The organism is Sanyastnella coralliicola (genome assembly GCF_030845195.1).
Lineage (GTDB): Bacteria > Bacteroidota > Bacteroidia > Flavobacteriales_D > Sanyastnellaceae > Sanyastnella > Sanyastnella coralliicola.
Genome location: NZ_CP132543.1, coordinates 137,154 through 160,334 on the forward strand (window position 1 = coordinate 137,154; position 23,181 = coordinate 160,334).

The following is a 23,181-nucleotide window of genomic DNA, read 5'->3' on the forward strand; positions in this document are numbered from 1 at the left end:
AATGCTAAGTTAATAAAAAGTTAACATAAAAGAAACATTGACGCTCGCTTAACTGACTGAAAATTAGTTTTATAGGACAAGTCCTACAGGCTAAACCCTATGATGTTAAGCTAGATACGTAACATTAAGATAACATTAAGCGTGCGCACTTTTAACACGCTCTTTGTCACTTTGGCCTCTTAATTCATCCTATTTTGGGCTGCTGATGAACTTTCTTCTCGATATACTTTCGATTACTGGAGCGCTTGGTCTTTTCATCTTTGGGATGAAGGTCATGAGCGACGGTGTGCAAAAAGCCGCCGGCTCTTCAATGCGTCGAGTATTGGAAGCGATGACTAAAAGTCAAGGAAGAGCCATCGCCAGTGGTTTTTTAACCACTGCCGTTCTTCAGTCGTCATCAGCAACGACAGTAATGGTGGTGAGCTTCGTGAATGGGGGCTTGCTAAGACTTCGTGAAGCCGTGGGGGTGATCATGGGAGCCAATATTGGTACCACGGTAACTGCTTGGGTTGTGGCCTTGGCGCTAGGAAGTCTCTCAATAGGTCAGTTTACGCTCCCAATTATTGCGCTCGCACTTCCATTTCTTTTTCTCAAGAAAGAACGCCTGCGTAATTCAGGAGAGGCCATCATTGGATTCGCCATTCTCTTTGTTGGTTTGCAGTTCCTCCAAGAGGCGGTTCCCAACCTGAAGAACCAACCGGATGGCATCGGTTTCCTTGTGCCATACATGGATATGGGCTTCTTGTCCAATATCATCTTTGTCTTGGTAGGAACCATGGTGACTCTCATCGTTCAATCTTCGAGCGCAGCGATCGCCCTGACCTTGACCTTGCTTTCAACCGGAATCATCCCGTTAGAACTTGCAGCGGCCATGGTGCTGGGTGAGAATATTGGAACGACCATCACTGCGAACATTGCTGCAGTCATTGCCAATCGCTCTGGAAAGCTTGCGGCACGAGCTCACTCCATCTTCAACGTGATTGGGGTGATTTGGATGCTGCCCCTGATGCCGTTGTTCTTGAAAGGGCTTCAGTCCACCTTTGTCGATATGTTCGACGCCATGGAAGTATTCACTGGAAGAAACCATGATAAGGTGCTCATTGCGTTGTTCCACACCACCTTCAACTTATTGAATACCCTGGTCTTGGTTGGTTTTACTCCGCTGATTATTCGTCTGAGCGAGCGTATGGTCCGCAAACCACAAGGCAAAGAAAACTTCAAGCTCGAGTTTATTGGGGCTGGGGTGGTAGGTACTCCAGAACTCGCCATCCTGGAAGCACAACGTGAAGTAGAAAGATTCGCACGCGTAACGGCTAACATCAACGGAAGCCTTCAACGTCTGTTAGCCACCACAGATCAAAGCAAACGAAACGCCATTATCGATGAAATCCGCCTAGGTGAAGAGGTGACGGATAAGTTCGAAGTGGAGGTATCAAATTACCTTACTGAACTGAGCAGGGAAGAGCTATCTGATTCTGCTAGTATTCGTATTCGAGGTCTGATGGGCGCTAGCGCAGATTTGGAACGCATAGGAGATTTATACTTCCGTGTGGCGATGAATCTCGAGAGCAAACAGATGAAGAAGGTATACTTCGTTCCGAAGCAACGCCAGAATCTGAAGAACATGACTGACTTGCTCGAACAAGCGTTCGATATCATGTTGAGTAACCTCGAAGAGGGGACCACAGCGGTGAATACGCAACTAGCTCAGGAAAAAGAAGACGAAGTCAACGCCTTGCGTGATCAGCTTCGTCGCAAGCACCTCAAAGATGTAGCTAAAGGACGTTACTCTATCGAAAGTGGTGTATTCTACATGGATACCTTCACAACCTTAGAAGAGATTGCGGATCACATTGTTAGCGTGACCGAAGGACTTACCAACGCATACTAAGGCTTCAAGAAAGCCGGTGTAGTAATCGTGTTCGAGATATTCAACGCGCGGTCGACGAGCTTCACTTCAAATCGAGCGGTGTCAAATTCACTGATCAGCGAGTATACCGGCATGTCTACCTTGATTTCACCATTCAGTGCCTTGTTTTGCCCTGAAGGTGTCACCCGTGGAACACGGTAGTAAAATGGAATTTGCCCCTGATCCGGGTCAAGAGGGATATGCACCCATTCGCCGTTCTGAAGCTCATAATATTCTAGGAAGAGATTGTAGTAAAATTCACAGCCAACCGGGCAGAATACGTCCAAGGTGTCTTCTTGATCAAGTCCTACGTCTCCGTCACCATCTGTGAAGGCGATGATGAGATCTGCGGCGTCTCCTGTTTTAGGTGTAAGTGATTCAAAAGCGATCACGGGCTCCGGCGGAAACTCCGCTGGTTCTAAGCAAGACCAGAGCGTTCCGATGAAGAACAAACTAAAAAGCAGATAAATAGATCGATTGAATTTCATGTCATCCCTACATTTGCTGCGCATGTTCACCGATACACAAAGCTACATTCAGCAACTTGGATCGATTAGCTCGATGCAAGACTTTAACGAATTAGCCCTGGCGTTATTTCGCTATCAAGCGAAGTATTGCTCGGTGTACAACCAATTCATTCAAGAATTGGGCATCCATCCAACTAAGATACAAGCGATCGAGGAAATTCCCTTCTTACCGATTGAAGTATTCAAATCGCACGAGGTACAAACGGATCATTTCGAGGCGCAGGCCATTTTTACAAGCAGCGGAACCACCGGGATGAGCACAAGCCAGCATTTCGTGCGTGATCTATCTCTGTATGAATGGAGCTTCTTTCAGGCATTCGAGCAAGCGTATCATAAGAACAGTACCTGGGATGATTGGTGCATCCTCGCTCTTTTGCCGTCGTACATGGAGCGTTCTGGCTCTAGTTTGATCTACATGGCAGAGAAGATGGTTGACCGCACCCAGCACAATGGTTCGGGTTTTTATCTCAATGCGGATGAGGCGCTTTTTGCCGCCATCAATCAGGCAAAATCTCAAGGCAAAAAGGTCTTGCTTTTGGGTGTTACTTTCGCCTTACTCGCTATCGCGGAACGTCAACAAGTTGACTTCGATGGTGTGGTGGTCATGGAAACAGGAGGGATGAAAGGCATGCGCAAAGAGATGGTACGCGAAGAGCTGCACGGATTCCTTCAGTCTCGAATGACAGTACCGGCTATCCACAGCGAATATGGAATGACGGAATTGCTCAGTCAGGCGTACAGCAAAGGACAAGGAGTTTTCGAGGCCCCGCCATGGATGAGAGTAATGATTAGGCAAGTCGACGATCCCTTTGGTTGGGAAACGCACGGCAAGACGGGAGGCGTAAATATCATCGACCTAGCTAACCGTGATAGCTGTGCTTTTATTGCTACTTCTGACCTTGGAAGAGTGTCTTTAGATGGCTCTTTCGAAATCCTCGGTCGCTTTGATCATGCAGATGTACGAGGTTGCAATCTCCTTTTGGCTTGATGGAATAATTATTGCTGTACATGCGGTATGAAAAAGACCGTACTTCTTTTTTTTCTGCTCGGTGCAACCATTCCAATACTATTGTCGTCTTGCTCTAGCAGAGTGTTGGTCAACAACGCGATGCGAAGTGAGCTTCATCTCACTAGGAATCAACTCATAGGGCTCCCTGTTGAGAATTCTGGAAAGATCACCTTGTACGCTGCAGAACCGTCAGCAAGTCTGTATTCCAGCGGCGCAATACCTCAAGAGATCACCATTCCCAAAGGAACCCCAGGTGTAGTTGTTTTCGCTTTTGCCAATAAGCTCGTAGTACGTTTTGAATACGGTGAAGGAAAGACCTTGGTCTTTGGAGCAAACGATGAATACACAGAGTATAAGCTGATGGCAGAAGACTGGGAAGACGGTCACGGATCTCTTTCATACGGAGGAGCAACCTATTTTGCTGAGCCAGGCAGCAGCGACGTGTCGCTGGTTGTCGATTTGAAAGACGTTGGAGTAACGAGAAATAAGCACCACAAGGTGCGCGGAATAAAATATTAAGATGCTGTAGGTCATCTTCTTTGATGGCCTAACACATGATTTCCTAGGAATGCGGAGTGGTAACGACCTTCTCCGCATTTTTTATGTGAAAAGATTGTTAACGATGAATATTTGCAATAGTCGATTCACGGAGGTAGTTTGCGCACCGAAAACGCTGGTAGGGAATCGATGAATGAATTGATCATGATGCTCGGCTTCGCACTCGCTGCTTACTCAGTAGTTGGGAACGATAGCATCCAAACTCTAGGTACTTTCCTGGTCTCAAATGAGCGCAGGAAATGGTGGCAACTCTGGTTGTTTGCCGGTGGACTTATGGCCATTGTCGTGACCATGGGGTACCTCGGTTACGGAGAACTCTTAGGAGGAAAAGGAGCAGACCTCACCTTTGGTAAATTTGACGGTGTTTTCAAAGACGGAACAGAGTTCCCGGAGATGTCTTTCTGGTATCTCTTACCCCCACTAGCACTCTTATTTATTACGCGATTCGGTGTACCAGTAAGTACAACCTTCCTTGTGCTAACATTCTTTGCCCCGAAAGCCCTTCCTTCCATGCTCACAAAGTCGTTGGGTGGATATGGTGTTGCCTTCATTTTTGCGATCATCATGTTCATGCTTCTGAGTCGCGTGACTGAAAGGCTCTTCCTCAAACATCCGTTCGATGGAGAAGACAAAGGATTGTGGACTAATCGCAAGTTCTGGATCGCGCTTCAGTGGGCTTCCACTGGTTTCCTTTGGAGCCAATGGTTGACCCAAGACTTGGTGAACATCATGGTCTACCTTGGTGACCCTGATGACGTATCGATAGGTACCTTCATCTATGCCTTGGGTATCCTTCTGGTAATGCTGGCTTACATCTTCTACCGCAGAGGAGGAAAGATTCAAGAAATCGTTCGTGCGAAAACGAATACCCAAGACATTCGCTCAGCAACCTTCATTGATTTCTTCTACGGACTCGTACTCCTACTCTTCAAGTTCGATACGCTCGGTATCGGTGCTCAGATTCCAATGAGTACGACATGGGTTTTCCTAGGAATGCTCGCCGGACGTGAAGTAGCTATGCGTATTCGCTTGGAAGAAGTAGCTAAAGACGGAAAGAAAGTATGGGGTATGGTATTCGCTGATCTCGGAAAAGCGACTATCGGACTCGTAGTATCTGTGCTACTTGTAGTCTTCCTGTACGTTGTAGAAGGACGTGATCTAGCTCCATTGCTAGACTAGAAAGATTCCGCCCGATAGGGCTTTAAAATCGCTTTAAGCTTACTCAGCAACACTCAACAAGAAGAACTTCTTCTTACCACGCTGTAGAACGACGAATTTGTCGTTGATCAGGTCTGTTGATGAGATCATCTTACCCATCTCCACCTTTTCGGTGTTCACCTTTACGCTATTCTCTTTGAGTGCACGACGAGCTTCTCCATTGCTGTCTAGGAAGTTTGTCTTCGCACCTAAAGCCTCAATGATGTCTAAACCATCGTTGACCTCAGAACGCGATACCTCAGCATGTGGAATCCCGCTGAATACCTGAAGAATTTCGTTGTTTGACAATCCTTCGAGTTGTTCTTTGGTTCCTTTTCCGAATAGAAGAGAAGTGGCAGCCAAAGCATTCTGAAGACCATTCTCACCGTGGATTCTACGTGTAACATCTTCGGCCAGGGCTTTCTGTAGGACACGCGCACCAGGGTTCGGTGCATGTTCTGCTTCGATGGCCTCAATTTCTTCCTTACTCATCAAAGTGAATATGCGAATGTACTTCGACGCGTCTTCATCACTTGCTGAGATCCAGTATTGGTAGAACTTGTATGGTGATGTCTTTTCAGCATCAAGCCAGACGTTGCCGCCTTCTGATTTACCAAATTTACTTCCGTCTGCTTTCGTTATCAGTGGTGCGGTTAGAGCAAACGCCTCTCCAGCACCTTTCTTACGGATCATTTCAGTTCCAGTAACGATGTTACCCCACTGGTCAGAACCACCCATTTGAATCTTCACCCCCTGGTGCTTCCATAGGTAGTAGAAGTCGTATCCCTGAACTAGCTGGTACGTGAACTCAGTGAAGCTCATGCCGCTTTCAAGACGCTTTTTCACTGAGTCTTTCGCCATCATGTAGTTCACCGTGATGTGTTTACCCACATCGCGAATGAAGTCAAGGAAAGTGAAGTCTTTGAACCAATCGTAGTTGTTCACTACCTCGGCGCTATTCTCACCGCAATCGAAGTCTAGGAAATGCTCCAACTGCTTGCGCTGACAGGCGAGGTTGTGGTTGATTGATTCCACATCAAGAAGCTGACGTTCCGCTGTCTTTCCACTTGGGTCACCTACCATTCCAGTGGCACCTCCAACCAAGGCGATTGGCTTGTGTCCTGCGCGTTGTAAGTGCACCAACAACATGATCGGAACCAAGTTTCCAATGTGCAATGAATCAGCGGTGGGGTCAAATCCAACATAGCCTGCAGTCAACTCTTTTTCAAGTTGCTCTTCGATTCCTGGCATCATGTCGTGGAGTAATCCTCTCCACTTGAGTTCGTCGATCAAGTTCATTTCAAGTGTATTTCGAGCTGCAAAGATAGCACACTCAAAGGAGCTCTGCGGCACGTTCGAGACGCATTCCTCGTGAGCCTTTGACAAGTATGCTTCGTTGCTGAGGAAGATTCGCCTTCAATCGTTCAATCAACTCATCAGTGGTTTCAATAAATGCATCTCCATTTCCAACCTTTGCGAAGTGTGATCCAACGAAGATGGCTTCGAGGTTGAGTTTCTCGGTTAAGGCGACCACTTTGCGGTGTTCTTCATCTGCCACATCTCCCAATTCAAACATATCACCCAGGATGCACAGTTTGTTCTCATCTTGTCCTTTTGCAAACGACTCCAAGGCATTAAACATGGAGGTAGGATTCGCATTGTAGGCGTCCATAATCAAGGTGTTGTGCTTTCCCTGTTTACGTTCTGATCGGTTGTTGTCGGGTTTGTATTCCGCGATAGCGTGATTAATAGCCTCTGGCTTAACGCCGAAGTAAATACCCATGGCAATGGCGGCGGCAATGTTATTCAGGTTGTATTCACCGGTCAATTGCGTTTGAACCTTTGGACTGGTATATGCATCGTGAGTCCAGGCGATGCTCAGGAGTGGATCTGTGTCAAGTAAATAGACCTCTGGGGTATCTACACTCGTTCCGTATAAAATGCGCTCCATGCCTTCTGAAATGGCTAGGAGGGTGGGGTCAGTGCAATTGATAAAGACCGGGCGGTTCTTTTCTTTCAAGTGATCGAAGAGCTCCTTCTTTCCCTTACGAACCCCTTCGAGTCCACCGAATCCTTCGAGATGAGCTTTGCCAATATTTGTGATGTAACCGAAATCTGGATCTGAAAGGGTGCTGAGGAACTGGATTTCCTTCTGGGCATTGGCGCCCATTTCGATCACAGCAAATTCATGATTGTCGGTCATTTCAAGAAGGCTCAACGGAACGCCAATATGGTTGTTGAGGTTGCCTTTGGTGGCGTAGGTTGGATAGGTTGAAGCTAGCACTTCACGAATGAGCTCTTTCGAAGTCGTTTTCCCATTACTGCCAGTAAGCCCAATGATTTTTCCTTTGAACTGCTGACGATGGTACTTCGCCAATTCTTGAAGCGCGGTTAAAACATCCTCTACAAGAAAAGTCTGTTCCGCGTTAGCGAATTCAGCTTCATCAATAACGGCCAAGGCACAGCCTGCATCAAGCGCTTGCTGCGCGTATTGGTTACCATTGAAACGCTCACCTTTGAGGGCGAAGAAGATCTTGCCATCTGTTGCCTGGCGAGTATCAGTGGTGACTCCGGTAGAGCGGAGGTAGTGTTCGTAGAGTTCTTCAGTACGCATGTACCAAAAATAAAAAGCCCCGTCATTCACATGACAGGGCTTCTTTATAATTTCATCAGCTTATTCCTGTGAGAAACCTACTGGTGATCCCACGCGGGTCATTGCACATCGGAAACCGATGGTAGATGACGCCTGGCGCTCGTCAAGGAAACGACGTGTTCCAGGGATCGTGTAGTAAGCACGGTCTCTCCAAGAACCACCTTTGTACACACGTGTGCGGTTAGTGATCAATGAAGAAGGACCCCAAGGAGTACCGTTCTGTGCATCGTACATGCGGAAGTCGTTGTTCAATGCATCTTCGTTACCGTAGTAGATTGAGCTTTCGAAATCACCATCACGGTAATCGATGTTGTCAGCCTTACGGTAGTTACGACGGTCAATGTTTTCTGCAACGGTCACGTCACGTGTACGAATGTCACCAGGAGTGTGCTCGATGTACTGTGAGATTCCATCGCGAAGGTCTGGAGCAGACTTCGCATCGCTAGAAGAGATCAAGTCCATTCCATCCTGAATTCGCTGGTTTGCTTCATCAGTCTTACGGTCTTTGATGTCTTGCTTCGCTTGCTCAACGTAAGTAACAAGATTGTCGATCAAGTTCTGATCTTCATCCGTTAGACGTCCAGCTGCTTTCTTTTGGTATTCCTGGAGGAAGTACTCTACTCCTGGGATATCGTAAACTACGAAGTCATACTTGTCTTCGATGTCACCTTCCGAGTTCAATACTTTCGTCTGGTAAACATTACCACGGAAAGGACGGAATTCACTCTTATCTTGAGGAGATAGAGGACGGTAAACATCCATTACCCACTCAGACACGTTGCCGGCCATGTTGTATAGGCCGTAATCGTTTGGAGCGTACTGGTAAACTGGAGCGGTGATTTCTGCGTTGTCATTCAAGGCACCAGCAACTCCCATGAAGTCACCTCGTCCACGAACGAAGTTCGCGTTCATCTGTCCGTAGAATTTACCACCGTTGTCGTCATTACGCACGTAGTGACCGTTCCAAGGGTAAGTGCGGCGATCAGAGATCAACTCCTGGTAAGAGTTTCCAATCAGACCAAGGGCAGCGTATTCCCACTCAGCTTCAGTTGGTAGTCGGTAACGCGGTAGAAGGATACCATCCTCCATGCGCACGTTACGGTAACCGCTTGAGTTTGGACGAAGATCTTCGATTCCGTCAGCTGCTTTTTCTCCTTCGTATTGGCCAGCGTAGTACGCGTCAGTTGTGAAGTGATCTTCATCAACCTGCGCTTCTGGATTGTGTACCAAAAGACCTTCACGAATGAGGATAACCTCATTTACACGATCCGATCTCCAAGCACAGTAATCATTCGCTTGCAACCAGTTTACACCAACTACAGGGTAGTCACGGTACGCAGGGTGACGAAGGTAGTACTCAACGAAAGGCTCGTTGTACTCCATTTTCTCACGCCATACGAGGGTGTCTGGAAGGGCTTTGTTTACGATTTCAGGGTAAGAATCACCGTAGATGCGTTCTAGCCAGAACAGGTATTCCAACCACATAAAGTTGGTTACCTCTGTTTCATCCATGTAGAATGAAGATACAGTTACACGGCGTGGGATGTTATCCCAGTTGTACCCGAGGTCGTCTTCGACACGTCCCATAGTGAAGGTTCCCCCTTCAACTAGGACGAGACCTGGTCCTGTTTCTTGCTCTACGAACGGTGGACGTTCAAATCCTCCATTACTTGGGTCGTTGTAGCTCCAGCCTGTAGCGCCTGAGCGCTCTTTAGCACATGAAGCTAGCAACAACACTCCCATAAGAGCAGCAAAAACAGAAAGTGAATTGCTCAATTTCATCATGATTTCCTGGTTCAATACGTTTTCCTTGCGAATTGAATTCCTAAACTAAACTAGAAAGAAGGGCAGGATATTGTTCTGAACTTCCTTCTCTTCGGACGACAGTCAAACTGGATAGTCATACTGATCTCATGTGAACCGCCAGTAGCAGGCGTAAGTTCAGACACAGTTACGTCGTAGCTGTATCCGAAGCGGATCACATCAGTCTGGATACCTACCAGCACGATGAATGCGTCACGATAATCGCTGAAGAAAAGCGCGCGATACCACACACCCCCAACGATTGGTCCTTTGTTTACGTACAATCCGAGATTTAGTTGCTGAAATTCTCCTTGTCTTCTGTAAAGAATGTTTGGAGAGATGTTCGACTCGCTGTATCTGCTACGGCGATCGATCGGAATAACCGCACCGGCATGACCGGTCCATTTCATTGGAAGACGGCTAGTTCCAACCACCAGGGATTCGTTAGGTTCATTAAGGTGGTGAACTGCGACCCCTGCGTAGAAACGCTCGCTGAAACCGAGAAGTCCCGCAGAGAAATCGACGTTATTGATTGATCCTCCACGTGGAATATCCTGAGTTTCGTAGATGAAACCTTTACGTGGGTCAATCTGATCCCCAAACTGGAGTTGGCTCCAATCAACAGACTTCTGGAAGTATGTCGCCTGGAATCCAGCCTTCAGGGAAAATGTTCTTGAAATAGGTTGTTGGTACGAGTAAATACCACTTACAGTAGTTGTATTCAACGTACGTCCTGCACGGTCGTTTGTAACCAACAGCCCGAGTCCACCAGAAATGGTCTCTACGTGTTGATCATAACTTGCACTTGTAGTCACGAACGTACCACTAAGTGCAGGCCACTGGTTACGGTAATTCATAACCAATCGTGGACAACGTGCTGTACCAGCAAAGGCAGGGTTGAGGTACAATGGGTTGGCATAAAACTGTGTGAACTCAGGATCCTGGGCTTTCGCCTCTGGAATCATGGTTACAATCATGCCGAGCAGCACTCCGATAACTAATATCTGTCGCTTCATCTCCTTCAATTTGAGTCAGCTTCTCCGCTAAATGAGCAATAATACGAAAAAAATTCACAGAGGAATTCGCAGTCATTCTGCAATAAGGAGACTAAGTGTTCGTTTAATTTGTTGCTTGAACCAAGGCAATTGACCTAAGTAATGAAGTATTTACTCCTAGTTTTTACGGCCATTTTGGCCTCTTTTTCAGGACTCTCTCAACGTTCGATTGATGTTCAGTATTCTATTGAATGGACTGACGATCAGGGAGAAACGCCTGTTCCTGTCGGGAAAGTTGGTTTCGAAACGGCCCTTTGGGAAGACGAACTTCCGACGGCTCTTTTCACAAAAGAAATTCAGGGAAATGCTTCACGGGTTCAATTGATTCTTGAGAACCTAGAGTCTGAAATAATCAATGAAAATGAATTGACAGCTCGTCAAATTCAACTTCTTCCGACTCAAGTTGTCCTCGAACCAACCGTAAAACAAGGTCGAACTGACTACTATGTTCAGATTCGAATCATCCCAATTTGGCGTGATCCCCAGACGGGCGTTATTCGTCGTTTGCTTTCGTTCGATGGTCTTTTGGAATTCACTCCAGGACGTTCTGTTACCGGTCGTGCACTAAGCTGGGCTCCGAACAGTGTGCTTGCTGAGGGTACTTTCTATAAACTCGCTATCGCGGAAGACGGAATCTACCGTATTGACCGTGCTTTCCTACAATCAATGGGGATTGACATCAATGCACTCGATCCAAATCAGATCAATATCTACGGTAATGGAGGGGCACTGCTTCCATTTGACAACGATGTTGACCGACCAACAGGACTAAGAAAGAATGCCATATATGTTGAAGGTGCCGATGATGGCAGTTTCGATTCCAATGATTTCATTCTTTTTTACGGAAGAGGAGCTGATTCATGGGCCTATGACGAGGGCGACGAGATTTATCGTCATACCCGTCACCACTATTCAGATTCAGCGTATTATTTCATGCGTATTGATGATGTTGATCCTTTGCGTATCGCTAGCGCGGAAGATCCGGGAGCTGCTAACCAGACGTCGAATGCCTTTACTGATCACCAGTTCCTAGAGAATGAAAATGTAAACTTGGCCAAGTCAGGTCGAGAGTTCTACGGAGACAACTTCACAAATGGTCAGCCCGTACCGTTTGCCTTTGCCGCTCCTAATTTGTTGAGTGAGCAAGGCTACTTTGAATCACGCGTGGCCATTCGTTCAATGGATGTCTCAAGTACTTTCGATATGACCATTTTCGGTGAGCAAGTTGGATTAACACCTTCAGCCACGAGTGATGGAGCCACCTCGAACTTTGCGAACATTGCTTTAGCGAATACGAACTTCATCCCTTCAGGTGATCAAGTGAGCGTGACAGTGCAGCTCGATCAGGCAACTCCTGATGCTGAAGGCTGGATAGACTACCTAATGTGGAATGCCCGTCGTGAACTGTCAATGGCAGGAAGCCAGATGGAATTTCGCGATCCAACCGTAACAGGAGCTGGAAATGTAACGGAGTTTACCATGGAGAATGCCTTCACGGTAAGTCAGATCTGGGATATTACAGACTTTGTTGTTCCTCAACTGGTTCCTTTTACACCTGATCAGAACGATCCTTCTACGATCAGTTTTACCGCTGCTACAGAAGAAAACAAAGAATTTATCGCATTCGGGAATTTCAACTTCCTAGAACCTGTAAGCCATGGTCAAATCGAAAACCAAAATCTTCACGCACTGACAGACATCGACCTTGTTGTGTTGACCAATGAGCGATTCCTGCCGGTGGCAGAAGAATATATTGCCATTCACGAAGAAGATGGTTTGACGATCGCTTTGGTTGACTTGTACCAAGTATATAACGAGTTCTCTAGTGGTAATCCAGATGTGACTGGAGTGAAGATGCTGATGAAAATGCTCTTCGATCGTGCAAATGGAGATGTGTCTCTGATGCCAAAGTACCTTCAAATTGTCGGTGATGGATCCTTCCAGAACCGCCACGTGAAGAACGATGCGGCAACCATTATTACTTACCAGAGCTTGACGTCGAATAGTCCGGTATTCTCGTACGTGAGTGATGACTATTTCGGATTCTTGTCTGATGATGCTGGTGAGGCGCTAGGTGATCTTATGGACATTGGGGTAGGACGAATTCCTTGTCAAAATGTGGCTGAAGGATTGGGCTACCTTAATAAAGTACGCAGCTACCGTTCAGGGAATACAAGCACTGATGGTGATGCCTACTGTATTGGTGATGATGCTCTTTCTCCTTTTGGAGCTTGGCGAAACGTGATCACCTTCGTAGCAGATGACTACGATGGAAATGGGGCGCCAATTGAGATCAACCACATGAGTAACAGTGAAGAGCACAATGACACCATCATTTCTCGTCACAACGATTACGACATTGTAAAAATATACATGGACGCTTACCAGCAGAATTCAACTCCTGGTGGTGAACGTTACCCGGATGCAGAAGATGCCATTCGTCGCCGTGTGCAAAATGGATCACTCATCGTCAATTACATCGGCCATGGGGGTGAGCGCGGTTGGGCACACGAACGCGTGTTGAATACGACAACAATTCAGGAATGGACGAACTTCAACAGTCTTCCAGTCTTCGTTACAGCGACATGTGAGTTGGCTCGTTTCGATGACCCTGAGTTCAAATCAGCAGGAGAGTTGCTCATTATGAATCCGAATGGAGGAGCGGTGGCCATGTTGACCACCACCCGAATCGTATTCTCAGGAAGTAATCAGCAATTGAACCGCGCCTTTTTCAAGGTCGCTCTTGAAGATGAAGACATCGAAGAGTTGACCCTTGGTTTCATTTGTATGGAAACCAAAAACGACGATGGCGTGACGGATTCGTCGAACAAGCGAAACTTCAGTTTGTTAGGAGACGTGGCCTTGAAGATGGTATATCCAAAAGTTGACGTTTACACCACTGAGATTAACGGAGTGGCCATTGACCCGCTGCAACCTGATACGGTACGCTCGCTCCAAGAGGTAACCATAAAAGGATATGTAGGAGCTACTGACGGAACGAAGTTGACGGATTTCAATGGTTTTGTTTACCCAACGGTTTACGACAAGAAGTCAGAAGTGACGACACTTAACAACGATGGAGGCTCATCAGGCTTCGATTACGAAGTGTGGAAGAATATCCTATATAAAGGTAAAGCGAGTGTGACGAATGGCGACTTTGAATTCTCATTCATCATTCCACGTGATATCGCCTATGACTTTGGAACGGGACGTGTTTCCTTCTATGCAGTGGCTGGTGATATTGATGGGCACGGCCACAGTGAAGATTTCATCATTGGGGGTGCCTTGGAAGGTGCTGAATTGAATGATCAAGGACCAGAAGTGAATCTCTTCTTGAACGACTCAACCTTCGTTTTTGGCGGAATTACAGACGAAGACCCTATTCTTTTCGCGAAAGTGTTTGATGAGAATGGAGTGAATACCGTTGGAAGTGGAATTGGTCACGACATCAAGGCCATCTTGGATGCGAATACCAGTGACCCGATTATCCTAAATGACTTTTATGAATCAGATCTTGATACCTACCAAAGTGGAGAGATCAGATATCAGTTGAACTCCCTCAGTGAAGGCACACACAACTTGAGCCTGAAAGTGTGGGACGTTCATAACAACTCAAGTGAGGCATATACTGAATTTGTTGTAGCCGATTCGGAAGAGCTTGTACTTGAACATGTGTTGAACTACCCAAATCCATTTACTACCCATACCGAGTTCATGTTTGAACACAACCAACCATGTGACTTCTTGGATGTACAAATTCAAGTTTTCACGGTAGGTGGTAAAATGGTGAAAAGTATCAATAGAACCGTACGTTCCGAAGGTTTCCGAGGAGAACCAATCTCTTGGGATGGCCTAGACGATTTCGGGGATACGATAGGTAGAGGTGTATATGTATACCGTGTGAAGGTCACGACACCGGAAGGACAAAGCACCGAACAATTCGAAAAACTTGTGATCCTAAGATAACCTAACCTTTTGAAGTGATTATGCGTACATTTGCAAACTGCAATTCAATTGAGATGCGTAAAATAGCCCTATGTGTGTTCGCTGGACTGTTTGGACTGTCAGCTAACGCGCAACTTACTTCGACCTCTGATGGTCGAGTTATTCAAGAAGAGATCAACACGATCACCACAGCGGTGCCGTTCTTGCTGATTTCACCGGATTCACGTTCAAGTGCAATCGGTGATGCCGGAGTGGCGTTGTCTCCTGACGCATCTAGTGTTCACTGGAACGCAGCGAAGATGGCCTTCTCTGACAAAGAGTTTGAGGTAGGGATGTCATACAGCCCATGGTTACGTCAATTGGTTGATGATATGAACCTTGCGTACCTCAGTGGATACCGCAAGTTGAACCCGAATCAAGCAGTAGGGGCGGCAATTCGATTCTTTAGCCTAGGTAACATCACATTCACAGACGAAACAGGTACAGCTATTCGTGATTTCCGTCCAGCGGAATTCAGTATCGATGCTGCCTTCTCTCAGCGACTTTCTGAGCGTTTCTCAGGAGGTATCGCGGCGCGCTTCGTGAACTCTAACCTCACAGGTCAAACAACAATCCTTGGAGTAGATTCTAAGCCAGGACGTTCGGTTGCTGTTGACGTAAGTGTATTCTACTCGAACGACGACGTAGAGCTCGGTGGAAAAGACGCTATCTGGAATTGGGGTGTGAACGTATCGAACATCGGTGCGAAAATGAGCTACACCGAAACTGCAGAACAAGACTTTATCCCAGCAAACCTTCGCTTGGGAACGGCATTGACAACAATGCTAGATGAATACAACGCATTGACTTTCACTGTAGACTTCAACAAGTTGTTGGTACCTACACCTCCGGTATACTCTGAAACGAATCGTGATTCGATTGTTTCTGGGTTTGATCCAAACGTCGGTGTGGCTACGGCGATTGTACAATCTTTCTACGATGCACCAGGAATCGTTCTTGAAGACGAAAATGGAAACTTCATTGTAGAGAACGGATCTCGTTTCCGTGAGGAGCTTCGTGAGATCAACATCGGTGGTGGTTTGGAGTACTGGTACGATCAGCAATTCGCTTTCCGTGCAGGATACTTCTACGAGCACTTTACAAAAGGAAATCGTCAGTTCTTGACGCTTGGAGCAGGATTGAAGTACACGGTCTTCGCGATCGATCTATCGTACTTGATTTCTACGACACAGCAAAACCCATTGGCGAATACACTTCGTTTCACGCTACGTCTTGAGTTCGATAAGCTCGACGGTGGAAGTTCTACACGAAGCGAAGGATAATCTGATATGAACATTCGAGTTGGCTTCGGCTACGACGTTCACCAACTAGCAGAAGGCGAAGAGCTTTGGTTGGGTGGAATTCTAGTGCCTCATGAAAAAGGAGCAGTGGGTCATTCAGATGCAGACGTTGTACTCCACGTGATTTGCGATGCGCTTCTTGGAGCAGCGAATATGCGTGATATCGGTTACCACTTTCCAGATACTGACCCGAAGTACAAAGGGGTGGATTCTAAGCTCCTTCTAAAAGACACCATTAAGCTCGTTCGTGAGGCCGGTTACCGTTTCGGTAATGCAGATGTCACACTAGCGCTTCAGCGTCCGAAGGTGCTGCCTTATATCGAGGAGATGAAGGAGTGTATTGCGAAAGTAATGGAAGTGGAACTCGACCAGATTTCAGTCAAAGCAACAACCACCGAGAAACTCGGCTTTGTAGGGACGGAAGCGGGGGTGAGTGCTTACGCAGTGGTCTTGATAGAAAAGGTGGCTTAAGTCTGAATTAAGACTCTTCGTAGTGCCCCTCTTGAGCATCTTCGTAGAAGTAGATCTTCAGCAGAGCTGTATCGCGTAAGAAATCGATGCGACCAATCTCAACACGGTTGATTTTGATACCGGTTCTTTCTTCTAAGTCGGCTTTAAGGGCCTCTCTGTTTCCAGCTTTTACCAATTCAATACGTTCGTAGAGTACGATCTTATGTGATTCGTGACGCACCAACCAAACCTTTTCAAGTCCGTAAGTGATAGCCAAAACAAAAGCATTTGCTATGCCGATCTCCACCAACGGAATTCCTGTCACCAGAGCATTCATTACGGCGAGCGCAATCACAATGAAGAGGTAAGTCATCTCTTTAATTGGAATGGCGTCAGTACGGTAACGAATGATACCAAAGATGGCGAATAGACCGAGTGCAAAGGCTAAGTCAAGTGCTACATTAGAGAGTAGGTAACACAAGAAGAAGATGGAAAGCGAGATCAGTATGTAGGTGAACAAAAAGTCTTTACGCTTGGCTACTGGGTAGTAAATCAAACGTACCAAAACTACAGATACCGTGAGGTTGATTGCAAGTCGTCCGAGGAAAGAGAAGTGCTGAGTTAGGTCGTCATTAATGAAGACCACTTCATCATTCTGGGCAAAGCCCGTGAATCCGAAAAGACAGAATAGTAGGGTGCAAACAAGGTACACCATTCCAGAGAATGATTGATTTTGGTTCATTGCAGGTATTTGGTTCTAAACAACCAGTGTCTCCGATAGCTTAGAAATTCTTCTCAGCTTTTCTTTGATCCGGTTCTTCTTTGCATCATCAATTAGCAACGCTACTCCAAGGCAGTATTTACTAACTCTTTCTGGGCGAATATGCAGTTGTTTTGCCAGTTGTGCAAACCGAGACTCGCGATCAAAGCGTTCTTGCTTCATTTCAGCGATCACCAAGTCGTCTAATACGCGGTGCTCTTCCTTTCTATTCTCGAAATCAAGATCAACATCAAAGGTGAGTCGTTCTTGTTTCTTTTTGTGCACCAAGGTGATCCGGTGAAAGTCGTTCATGATACTCGCCTTGAGCGGTTCTTCAAGTCGGTAACTCTCATCGATGAAGTCCAGGTCATCTTTCGAGAGCGTGTCATGAATGCCTTCGATCTCCTTTCTGAATTTCACTGTGCGGTTTTTGTTGTTCTTCAGCTTGATCTCCAGAAAGGTCAAACTTGAGTCAACGTATTGACGCATGCGAATCTTCACACGGTTTTTCTTCCCTCGTTGATGAAGGTTGTAGAAAAGCAGGTCTTGACTGTCAAAATAGAGCGTGCGATAGTGCGATCGACGTTTCCCAACCACTTCAAGCGCATAGTACTCTTCTTGCAACGCTTCAAGAATTCGAGCGAAATCATTGCGTTTCAAAAGGTACTTTGTGTCTTGACGGTCTAGAAGCGCGACCTCATCCATTTGCGACAACGAAATGGGGTCAAATCCTTGCAGTATCTTCAACTCCTTATCTAACACACATATTTAGGTGAGTCCGATAGTTTTTCGAACTTCACGCTATCCCAGAAAGGTAAAGATATGAAACATCGGGTGATAACGCTTGACTATTCGACCACGGAAGACTGGAAAGAATTGGATAGCCGACATGTAGAAATGATTGAGTTGGCAGCGGAGAGCATGAATTCAGCCTATGCACCCTACAGCGAATTCAAAGTAGGAGCTGTTGTTGAGTTCGAAGATGGAACAGTAGAGGTTGGAAACAACCAAGAAAATGCAGCCTATCCTTCAGGAATGTGTGCTGAACGGGTTGCGCTTTTTTCCGCGAAAGCGAAATTCCCAGAGAAATCTATCAAAACCATCTACATCATTACCCACTCAACCGATGGAATCCCTGCCGCTCCATGTGGATCATGTAGGCAGGTTATCAAAGAAGTTTCAGATCGTCAACCCTCAGATATTCAGTTGTATATCGCGAATTCTGGAGGCGGATTGGCCTTCTTTGAAGACGCTACTTCACTTTTGCCTCTTGGCTTTGGTCCTGAAGCGCTCAAAAAAGGGTAACAAGTACACTTTTGTCTAAGCTCTAGTGGTTATATTTGTCGGTTCAAACGAAAGTACTGCATTATGGCTACTTCAACAGCAAGCAAGAAACCCACACGTAAAGCGCCAACGCGTAAGGCGAAGGCCGCTGCTCCGAAGTTCGGAAAAGAGACTTATGTACGCTGGTACCGCGACATGCTCTTGATGAGAAAATTCGAAGAGAAGTGTGGTCAACTATACATTCAACAGAAATTTGGTGGATTCTGTCACCTATACATCGGTCAGGAAGCAATCTTGGCTGGTATGACAGAAGCGATTCGCAAAGATGACCGTGTCATTACAGCGTACCGTGACCACGCTCACCCCATTGCACTTGGAATGCATCCAAAGTATGTCATGGCTGAGCTTTACGGAAAAGCAACCGGTTGTTCTAAAGGAAAAGGTGGATCAATGCACATGTTCGACAAAGAGCGCAACCTCTTTGGTGGACACGGTATCGTAGGAGGTCAAATTCCACTTGGTGCTGGAATTGCCTTTGCAGATAAGTACCGTAAGCAAGACAACGTCACTGTTTGTTTCTTCGGAGATGGTGCTGCTCGTCAGGGAGCACTTCACGAAAGCTTTAACATGGCGATGACATGGAAGCTTCCGGTGATTTACGTGATCGAGAACAACAATTACGCGATGGGTACTTCTGTTGAACGTACTTCAAACGTAACTGACCTTTCTAAGTTGGGTCTCTCTTACGAAATGCCATCTGAATCTGTAGACGGAATGAGTCCTGAAGCAGTAACAGAAGCATTCGCTCGTGCAGCAGAGCGTGCACGTAAAGGAGAAGGGCCAACACTTCTTGATATCCGCACTTACCGCTACAAAGGACACTCAATGTCTGATCCTCAGAAGTACCGCACGAAAGAGGAAGTAGCTGAGTACAAAGAACAAGATCCAATCGACCATGTTCTAGAAGTGATCAAGAAGAAAAAATACATGACTGCAGCAGGTATCAAGAAGGTACAGCAGGAAGTAAAAGACTTGGTTGAAGAAAGTGTAAAATTCGCTGAAGAATCTCCATACCCGGAGGCAGCAGAACTTTATAAGGATGTCTACACTCAGGAAGACTATCCTTTTGTAAACGACTAATCGTCCAGACGAAAGATGGCTGAAATTGTACGCATGCCGAAACTCAGTGATACAATGACCGAAGGGGTCGTTGCTGAGTGGCACAAGAAGGTTGGTGATTCCGTAGAATCAGGTGAACTGCTCGCTGAAATCGAGACTGATAAAGCGACTATGGAATTCGAATCATTCCAGGATGGTGTGCTTCTGCACATCGGAGTGGAAGTAGGGCAAAGTGCTCCTGTTGATTCAATCCTATGTATCCTTGGTGAAAAAGGTGAAGACGTTAGTGCACTTCTTGCTTCAGATGATGCTGCTCCAGCAGCCGAAGAGAAGAAGGAAGAAGCTCCAGCGCCTGCTCCAGCAGCACCTTCTCCGGCTCCTGCACCCGCGCCAGCACCGGTTGCTCCTGCAGCAACTGCTCCTGTTGCAGCAATGCCTGCACCTTCAAGCAACGGACGAATTAAAGCTTCGCCGCTTGCGAAGAGATTGGCTTCTGAGAAAGGAATCGATCTTTCAATGGTAGCAGGTACAGGTGATGGTGGACGCATCGTGAAACGCGATATCGAAACATTCACGCCTTCTGCTCGTCCAGCAGCAGCTTCTGCTCCTGCCTTCGGACAAGAGAGCTACACAGATGTTGCCGTATCTCAAATGCGTAAGACGATTGCACGTCGTCTTGCTGAGAGTAAATTCACTGCCCCTCACTTCTACTTGACCGTATCCATTGATATGGATGAAGCCATTGCTGCTCGTAAAGCGATCAATGCTCAAGATGATGTGAAGGTGTCATTCAATGACCTGGTGATTAAGGCGGCAGCTGTCGCGCTGCGCAAGCACCCAGCAGTAAACGCTGCATGGATGGAAGATCGCATTCGATACAATGACCACGTACACGTTGGTGTAGCAGTTGCTGTCGAAGATGGTCTTTTGGTACCAGTTGTTCGTTTTGCTGACGGAAAAGCACTGACGACAATCAACGCTGAAGTGAAGGAATTCGCTGGAAAGGCACGCGATAAGAAACTACAACCTTCAGATTGGGAAGGAAATACATTCACGATCTCTAACCTAGGTATGTTCGGTATCGAAGAGTTTACTGCAATTATTAACCCACCTGATAGCTGTATCCTCGCCGTTGGCGGAATCAGCCAGGTTCCTGTAGTGAAAGACGGACAGATCGTACCAGGAAACGTGATGAAGGTAACCCTAAGCTGTGACCATCGCGTAGTGGATGGAGCTTCAGGAGCAGCCTTCCTACAGACGTTCAAGAACCTATTGGAGAATCCAGTACGCATGCTGACATAAGCACGCACACAAGCTTTTATCCAACACTTATAAATAGAGCGGAAGAATCTAAATTCTCCGCTCTATTTTTGTTTTATGTCGGAGAATATCCTCGATACACCCATAGAGTTTCTAAAGGGGGTAGGTCCTGTTCGTGCAGACCTACTCACCAAGGAATTGGGTATCCGGAATTTCCGACGACTGCTCTTCCATTTGCCATTCAGGTATGTGGATCGTTCTCAGTTCCATCAAGTGAGTGATATCGTTTCAGATGCTGGTTTTGTTCAGCTCAAAGGCGAGTTCACCAAAGTGCAAGAGATTGGAGTGGGGAGAAAGATGCGTCTATCTGCTGTATTCGAAGATGAATCAGGACGTATCGAGTGTGTCTGGTTTAAGGGGGCAAAATGGATCAAACCAAAGATCCACTACGGGAAGACTTACATTCTTTATGGTAAACCGTCTCTCTACAAGAACACTTGGAACATCACGCACCCTGATTTCGAATCGATGGATGCGCGAAGAGGTAGGCCTGAACAACCTTTGCAGCCTGTGTACTCCAGCACAGAGAAGCTTTCTGGGAAAGGACTTCATACCAATGGTTTGATGAAGCTGATTCAGAATTTGCTTCCTCAAGTTAATGGTGGTGTTCCTGAAACGTTGCCGCAGTGGTTGATTGACAAAATGAAATTCCCCGCTAGGGAAAAGGCCATCTTAGGTTTACACGCACCTACTGATTTGAAAAGCATTGAAGCCTTTCGAACCCGCTTGAAGTTTGAAGAGCTATTTTTCTTGCAGCTAGTCTTATTGTTGAAGAAGAACCAACAGACCATCGAACTACCTGGGGTGCGTTTTGAACGCGTAGGAGAGAAGTTCAATCAGTTCTATGCAGAGAAGCTCCCTTTCGAACTGACCAACGCTCAGAAACGCGTTATCAAAGAAATTCGAGGTGACGTCAACACCGGACGACATATGAGTCGCCTCCTTCAGGGAGATGTAGGTTCTGGGAAGACCATTGTTGCATTAATCTGCGCCCTTATAGCCATTGACAATGGTTTCCAGGTGGCACTGATGGCACCTACAGAGATTCTAGCCACTCAGCACATGGAATCGTTCACCAAAATGCTGGAAGGCATGGATGTGAATGTGGCGCTGTTAACCGGTTCGGTGAAGACCGCAGCTAGAAAGGAAATTCATTCCGCCCTCGAAGATGGGTCGCTCGATATCTTAATTGGAACCCATGCGTTGATCGAGCCCAAGGTCAAATTCCAAAACCTTGGATTAGCTATCGTTGATGAACAGCACCGTTTTGGGGTGGCTCAACGTGCTAAATTGTGGAAGAAGGCCGCACTCGCTCCACACGTCTTAGTGATGACGGCGACTCCAATTCCACGCACCTTGGCGATGACTGTGTATGGAGATTTGGATGTCTCTGTGATTGACGAGCTTCCTCCAGGGCGTAAAGAAATTCGAACGGTACATCGCTTTGATAAGTCTCGGCTCAAGGTTTTCCAATTCATCCGCGATGAGATAGCGAAGGGTCGACAGATTTACGTCGTTTACCCGCTCATAGAAGAAAGCCAAGCCATGGACTATAAAGACCTCATGGACGGCTATGAGTCGGTAACTCGAGCATTCCCAGCTCCTGACTACAGAGTAAGTATTGTTCACGGTAAAATGAAGCCCGAAGACAAAGACTTCGAAATGCGCCAGTTCGCAGAAGGTAAATCGCAGATTCTGGTGGCTACCACAGTAATTGAGGTAGGAGTGAACGTGCCCAACGCCAGCGTTATGGTGATTGAAAGTTCAGAGCGCTTTGGTTTGTCGCAGCTGCACCAGCTTAGAGGACGCGTAGGTCGAGGCGCAGAACAGAGTTACTGTATCCTCATGACAGGTGAGAAGCTGAGCAATGATGCCCGCACTCGCCTCGAGACCATGTGTCGAACCAATGATGGTTTCGAGATCGCAGAAGTAGATCTCGATCTCCGTGGACCAGGAGACCTCATGGGTACACAGCAAAGTGGAGACCTACCGTTAGACTTAGCTGATCTGGTAAAAGACAAACAGCTCCTCGTCACGGCACGTCACATCGCCGAACAAGTCTTAGAGGAAGATCCTCATCTAGACGCTGATCAAAACCGCTTGCTAAAAGAAGGGGTCAAGCGAATCAGAAGGGGTAAACAGGATTGGAGTAGAATTAGTTAACCTTTAAGGCCTAAGGCTTAAGGCTTAAGGCGTAGGGCTTAAGGTGTTGGAGAATGCCTGCTGTAGTCCGAACTTGATTCACTATTTAT

18 protein-coding genes are annotated in these 23,181 nt (G+C 46.6%); 11 read left to right on the plus strand and 7 right to left on the minus strand.

Annotated elements, in window-relative coordinates; all coding sequences use genetic code 11:
• Positions 1–205 precede the first annotated feature (205 nt).
• Entirely contained in the window at positions 206–1,891 is a 1,686-nt protein-coding gene (locus RA156_RS00580; RefSeq protein ID WP_306641922.1) for a Na/Pi cotransporter family protein, read from the plus strand.
• On the opposite strand, the gene RA156_RS00585 is transcribed toward RA156_RS00580, so the two are convergent.
• Entirely contained in the window at positions 1,888–2,397 is a 510-nt protein-coding gene (locus RA156_RS00585; protein ID WP_306641924.1) for a hypothetical protein, read from the minus strand. The two genes, RA156_RS00580 and RA156_RS00585, sit on opposite strands and share 4 nt — an antisense overlap.
• Positions 2,398–2,419: 22 nt before the next feature.
• On the opposite strand from RA156_RS00585, the gene RA156_RS00590 reads away from it, so the two are divergent.
• The 3 genes from RA156_RS00590 (at position 2,420) to RA156_RS00600 (ending at position 5,182) form a co-directional block, all read left to right on the plus strand.
• Positions 2,420–3,424, plus strand: a complete 1,005-nt coding sequence (locus RA156_RS00590; RefSeq protein WP_306641926.1) for a LuxE/PaaK family acyltransferase — start codon at positions 2,420–2,422, stop codon at positions 3,422–3,424.
• A 27-nt stretch (positions 3,425–3,451) separates the two neighbouring features.
• On the plus strand, positions 3,452–3,964 hold the full coding sequence (locus RA156_RS00595; RefSeq protein ID WP_306641928.1) for a hypothetical protein: 513 nt from the start codon (positions 3,452–3,454) through the stop codon (positions 3,962–3,964).
• 168 nt (positions 3,965–4,132) lie between these two features.
• Positions 4,133–5,182, plus strand: a complete 1,050-nt coding sequence (locus tag RA156_RS00600) for a hypothetical protein (protein WP_306641930.1) — start codon at positions 4,133–4,135, stop codon at positions 5,180–5,182.
• Between the two features lie 39 nt (positions 5,183–5,221).
• Here RA156_RS00600 and tyrS read toward each other — a convergent pair whose 3' ends face one another.
• Genes tyrS through RA156_RS00620 form a run of 4 tightly spaced genes read right to left on the minus strand, consistent with a single transcriptional unit; the run spans position 5,222 to position 10,672 of the window.
• Positions 5,222–6,499, minus strand: coding sequence for a tyrosine--tRNA ligase (tyrS, locus tag RA156_RS00605; protein WP_306641933.1), 1,278 nt, complete (start codon positions 6,497–6,499; stop codon positions 5,222–5,224).
• Positions 6,500–6,533: 34 nt separating this feature from the next.
• Complete coding sequence (locus tag RA156_RS00610) at positions 6,534–7,814, minus strand: UDP-N-acetylmuramoyl-tripeptide--D-alanyl-D-alanine ligase (RefSeq protein WP_306641935.1); 1,281 nt, start codon at positions 7,812–7,814, stop codon at positions 6,534–6,536.
• 60 nt (positions 7,815–7,874) lie between these two features.
• Positions 7,875–9,638, minus strand: a complete 1,764-nt coding sequence (locus RA156_RS00615) for an SUMF1/EgtB/PvdO family nonheme iron enzyme (protein ID WP_306641937.1) — start codon at positions 9,636–9,638, stop codon at positions 7,875–7,877.
• A 50-nt stretch (positions 9,639–9,688) separates the two neighbouring features.
• On the minus strand, positions 9,689–10,672 hold the full coding sequence (locus tag RA156_RS00620; protein WP_306641939.1) for a PorP/SprF family type IX secretion system membrane protein: 984 nt from the start codon (positions 10,670–10,672) through the stop codon (positions 9,689–9,691).
• Positions 10,673–10,813: 141 nt separating this feature from the next.
• On the opposite strand from RA156_RS00620, the gene porU reads away from it, so the two are divergent.
• From porU to ispF, 3 genes are read left to right on the plus strand one after another with little or no spacing between them, the layout of a single operon-like run.
• The gene (gene porU / locus RA156_RS00625) at positions 10,814–14,677 is read left to right on the plus strand and encodes a type IX secretion system sortase PorU (RefSeq protein ID WP_306641941.1); all 3,864 of its coding nucleotides are present in this window, start codon (positions 10,814–10,816) and stop codon (positions 14,675–14,677) included.
• 20 nt (positions 14,678–14,697) lie between these two features.
• A complete protein-coding gene (gene porV, locus RA156_RS00630) occupies positions 14,698–15,978 on the plus strand; it encodes a type IX secretion system outer membrane channel protein PorV (protein WP_306641942.1) in 1,281 nt (426 codons plus the stop codon).
• Between the two features lie 6 nt (positions 15,979–15,984).
• Positions 15,985–16,467: a 2-C-methyl-D-erythritol 2,4-cyclodiphosphate synthase gene (ispF, locus tag RA156_RS00635; protein ID WP_306641943.1), complete on the plus strand. Its 483-nt coding sequence runs from the start codon at positions 15,985–15,987 to the stop codon at positions 16,465–16,467.
• Between the two features lie 7 nt (positions 16,468–16,474).
• On the opposite strand, the gene RA156_RS00640 is transcribed toward ispF, so the two are convergent.
• Positions 16,475–17,188, minus strand: coding sequence for a DUF4956 domain-containing protein (locus RA156_RS00640; protein ID WP_306641945.1), 714 nt, complete (start codon positions 17,186–17,188; stop codon positions 16,475–16,477).
• Positions 17,189–17,203: 15 nt separating this feature from the next.
• Positions 17,204–17,968, minus strand: a complete 765-nt coding sequence (locus tag RA156_RS00645) for a polyphosphate polymerase domain-containing protein (RefSeq protein WP_306641946.1) — start codon at positions 17,966–17,968, stop codon at positions 17,204–17,206.
• Positions 17,969–18,028: 60 nt separating this feature from the next.
• On the opposite strand from RA156_RS00645, the gene RA156_RS00650 reads away from it, so the two are divergent.
• The 4 genes from RA156_RS00650 (at position 18,029) to recG (ending at position 23,092) form a co-directional block, all read left to right on the plus strand.
• Positions 18,029–18,511 carry a cytidine deaminase gene (locus RA156_RS00650; RefSeq protein WP_306641948.1) on the plus strand — a complete coding sequence of 161 codons (483 nt, stop codon included), beginning with the start codon at positions 18,029–18,031 and terminating at the stop codon, positions 18,509–18,511.
• 174 nt (positions 18,512–18,685) lie between these two features.
• Entirely contained in the window at positions 18,686–19,630 is a 945-nt protein-coding gene (gene pdhA / locus RA156_RS00655) for a pyruvate dehydrogenase (acetyl-transferring) E1 component subunit alpha (protein WP_434064854.1), read from the plus strand.
• Between the two features lie 33 nt (positions 19,631–19,663).
• Positions 19,664–20,911, plus strand: a complete 1,248-nt coding sequence (locus RA156_RS00660) for a pyruvate dehydrogenase complex dihydrolipoamide acetyltransferase (RefSeq protein ID WP_306641952.1) — start codon at positions 19,664–19,666, stop codon at positions 20,909–20,911.
• A gap of 75 nt (positions 20,912–20,986) precedes the next feature.
• The gene (gene recG / locus RA156_RS00665; protein ID WP_306641954.1) at positions 20,987–23,092 is read left to right on the plus strand and encodes an ATP-dependent DNA helicase RecG; all 2,106 of its coding nucleotides are present in this window, start codon (positions 20,987–20,989) and stop codon (positions 23,090–23,092) included.
• The last annotated feature ends 89 nt before the right edge of the window (positions 23,093–23,181 follow it).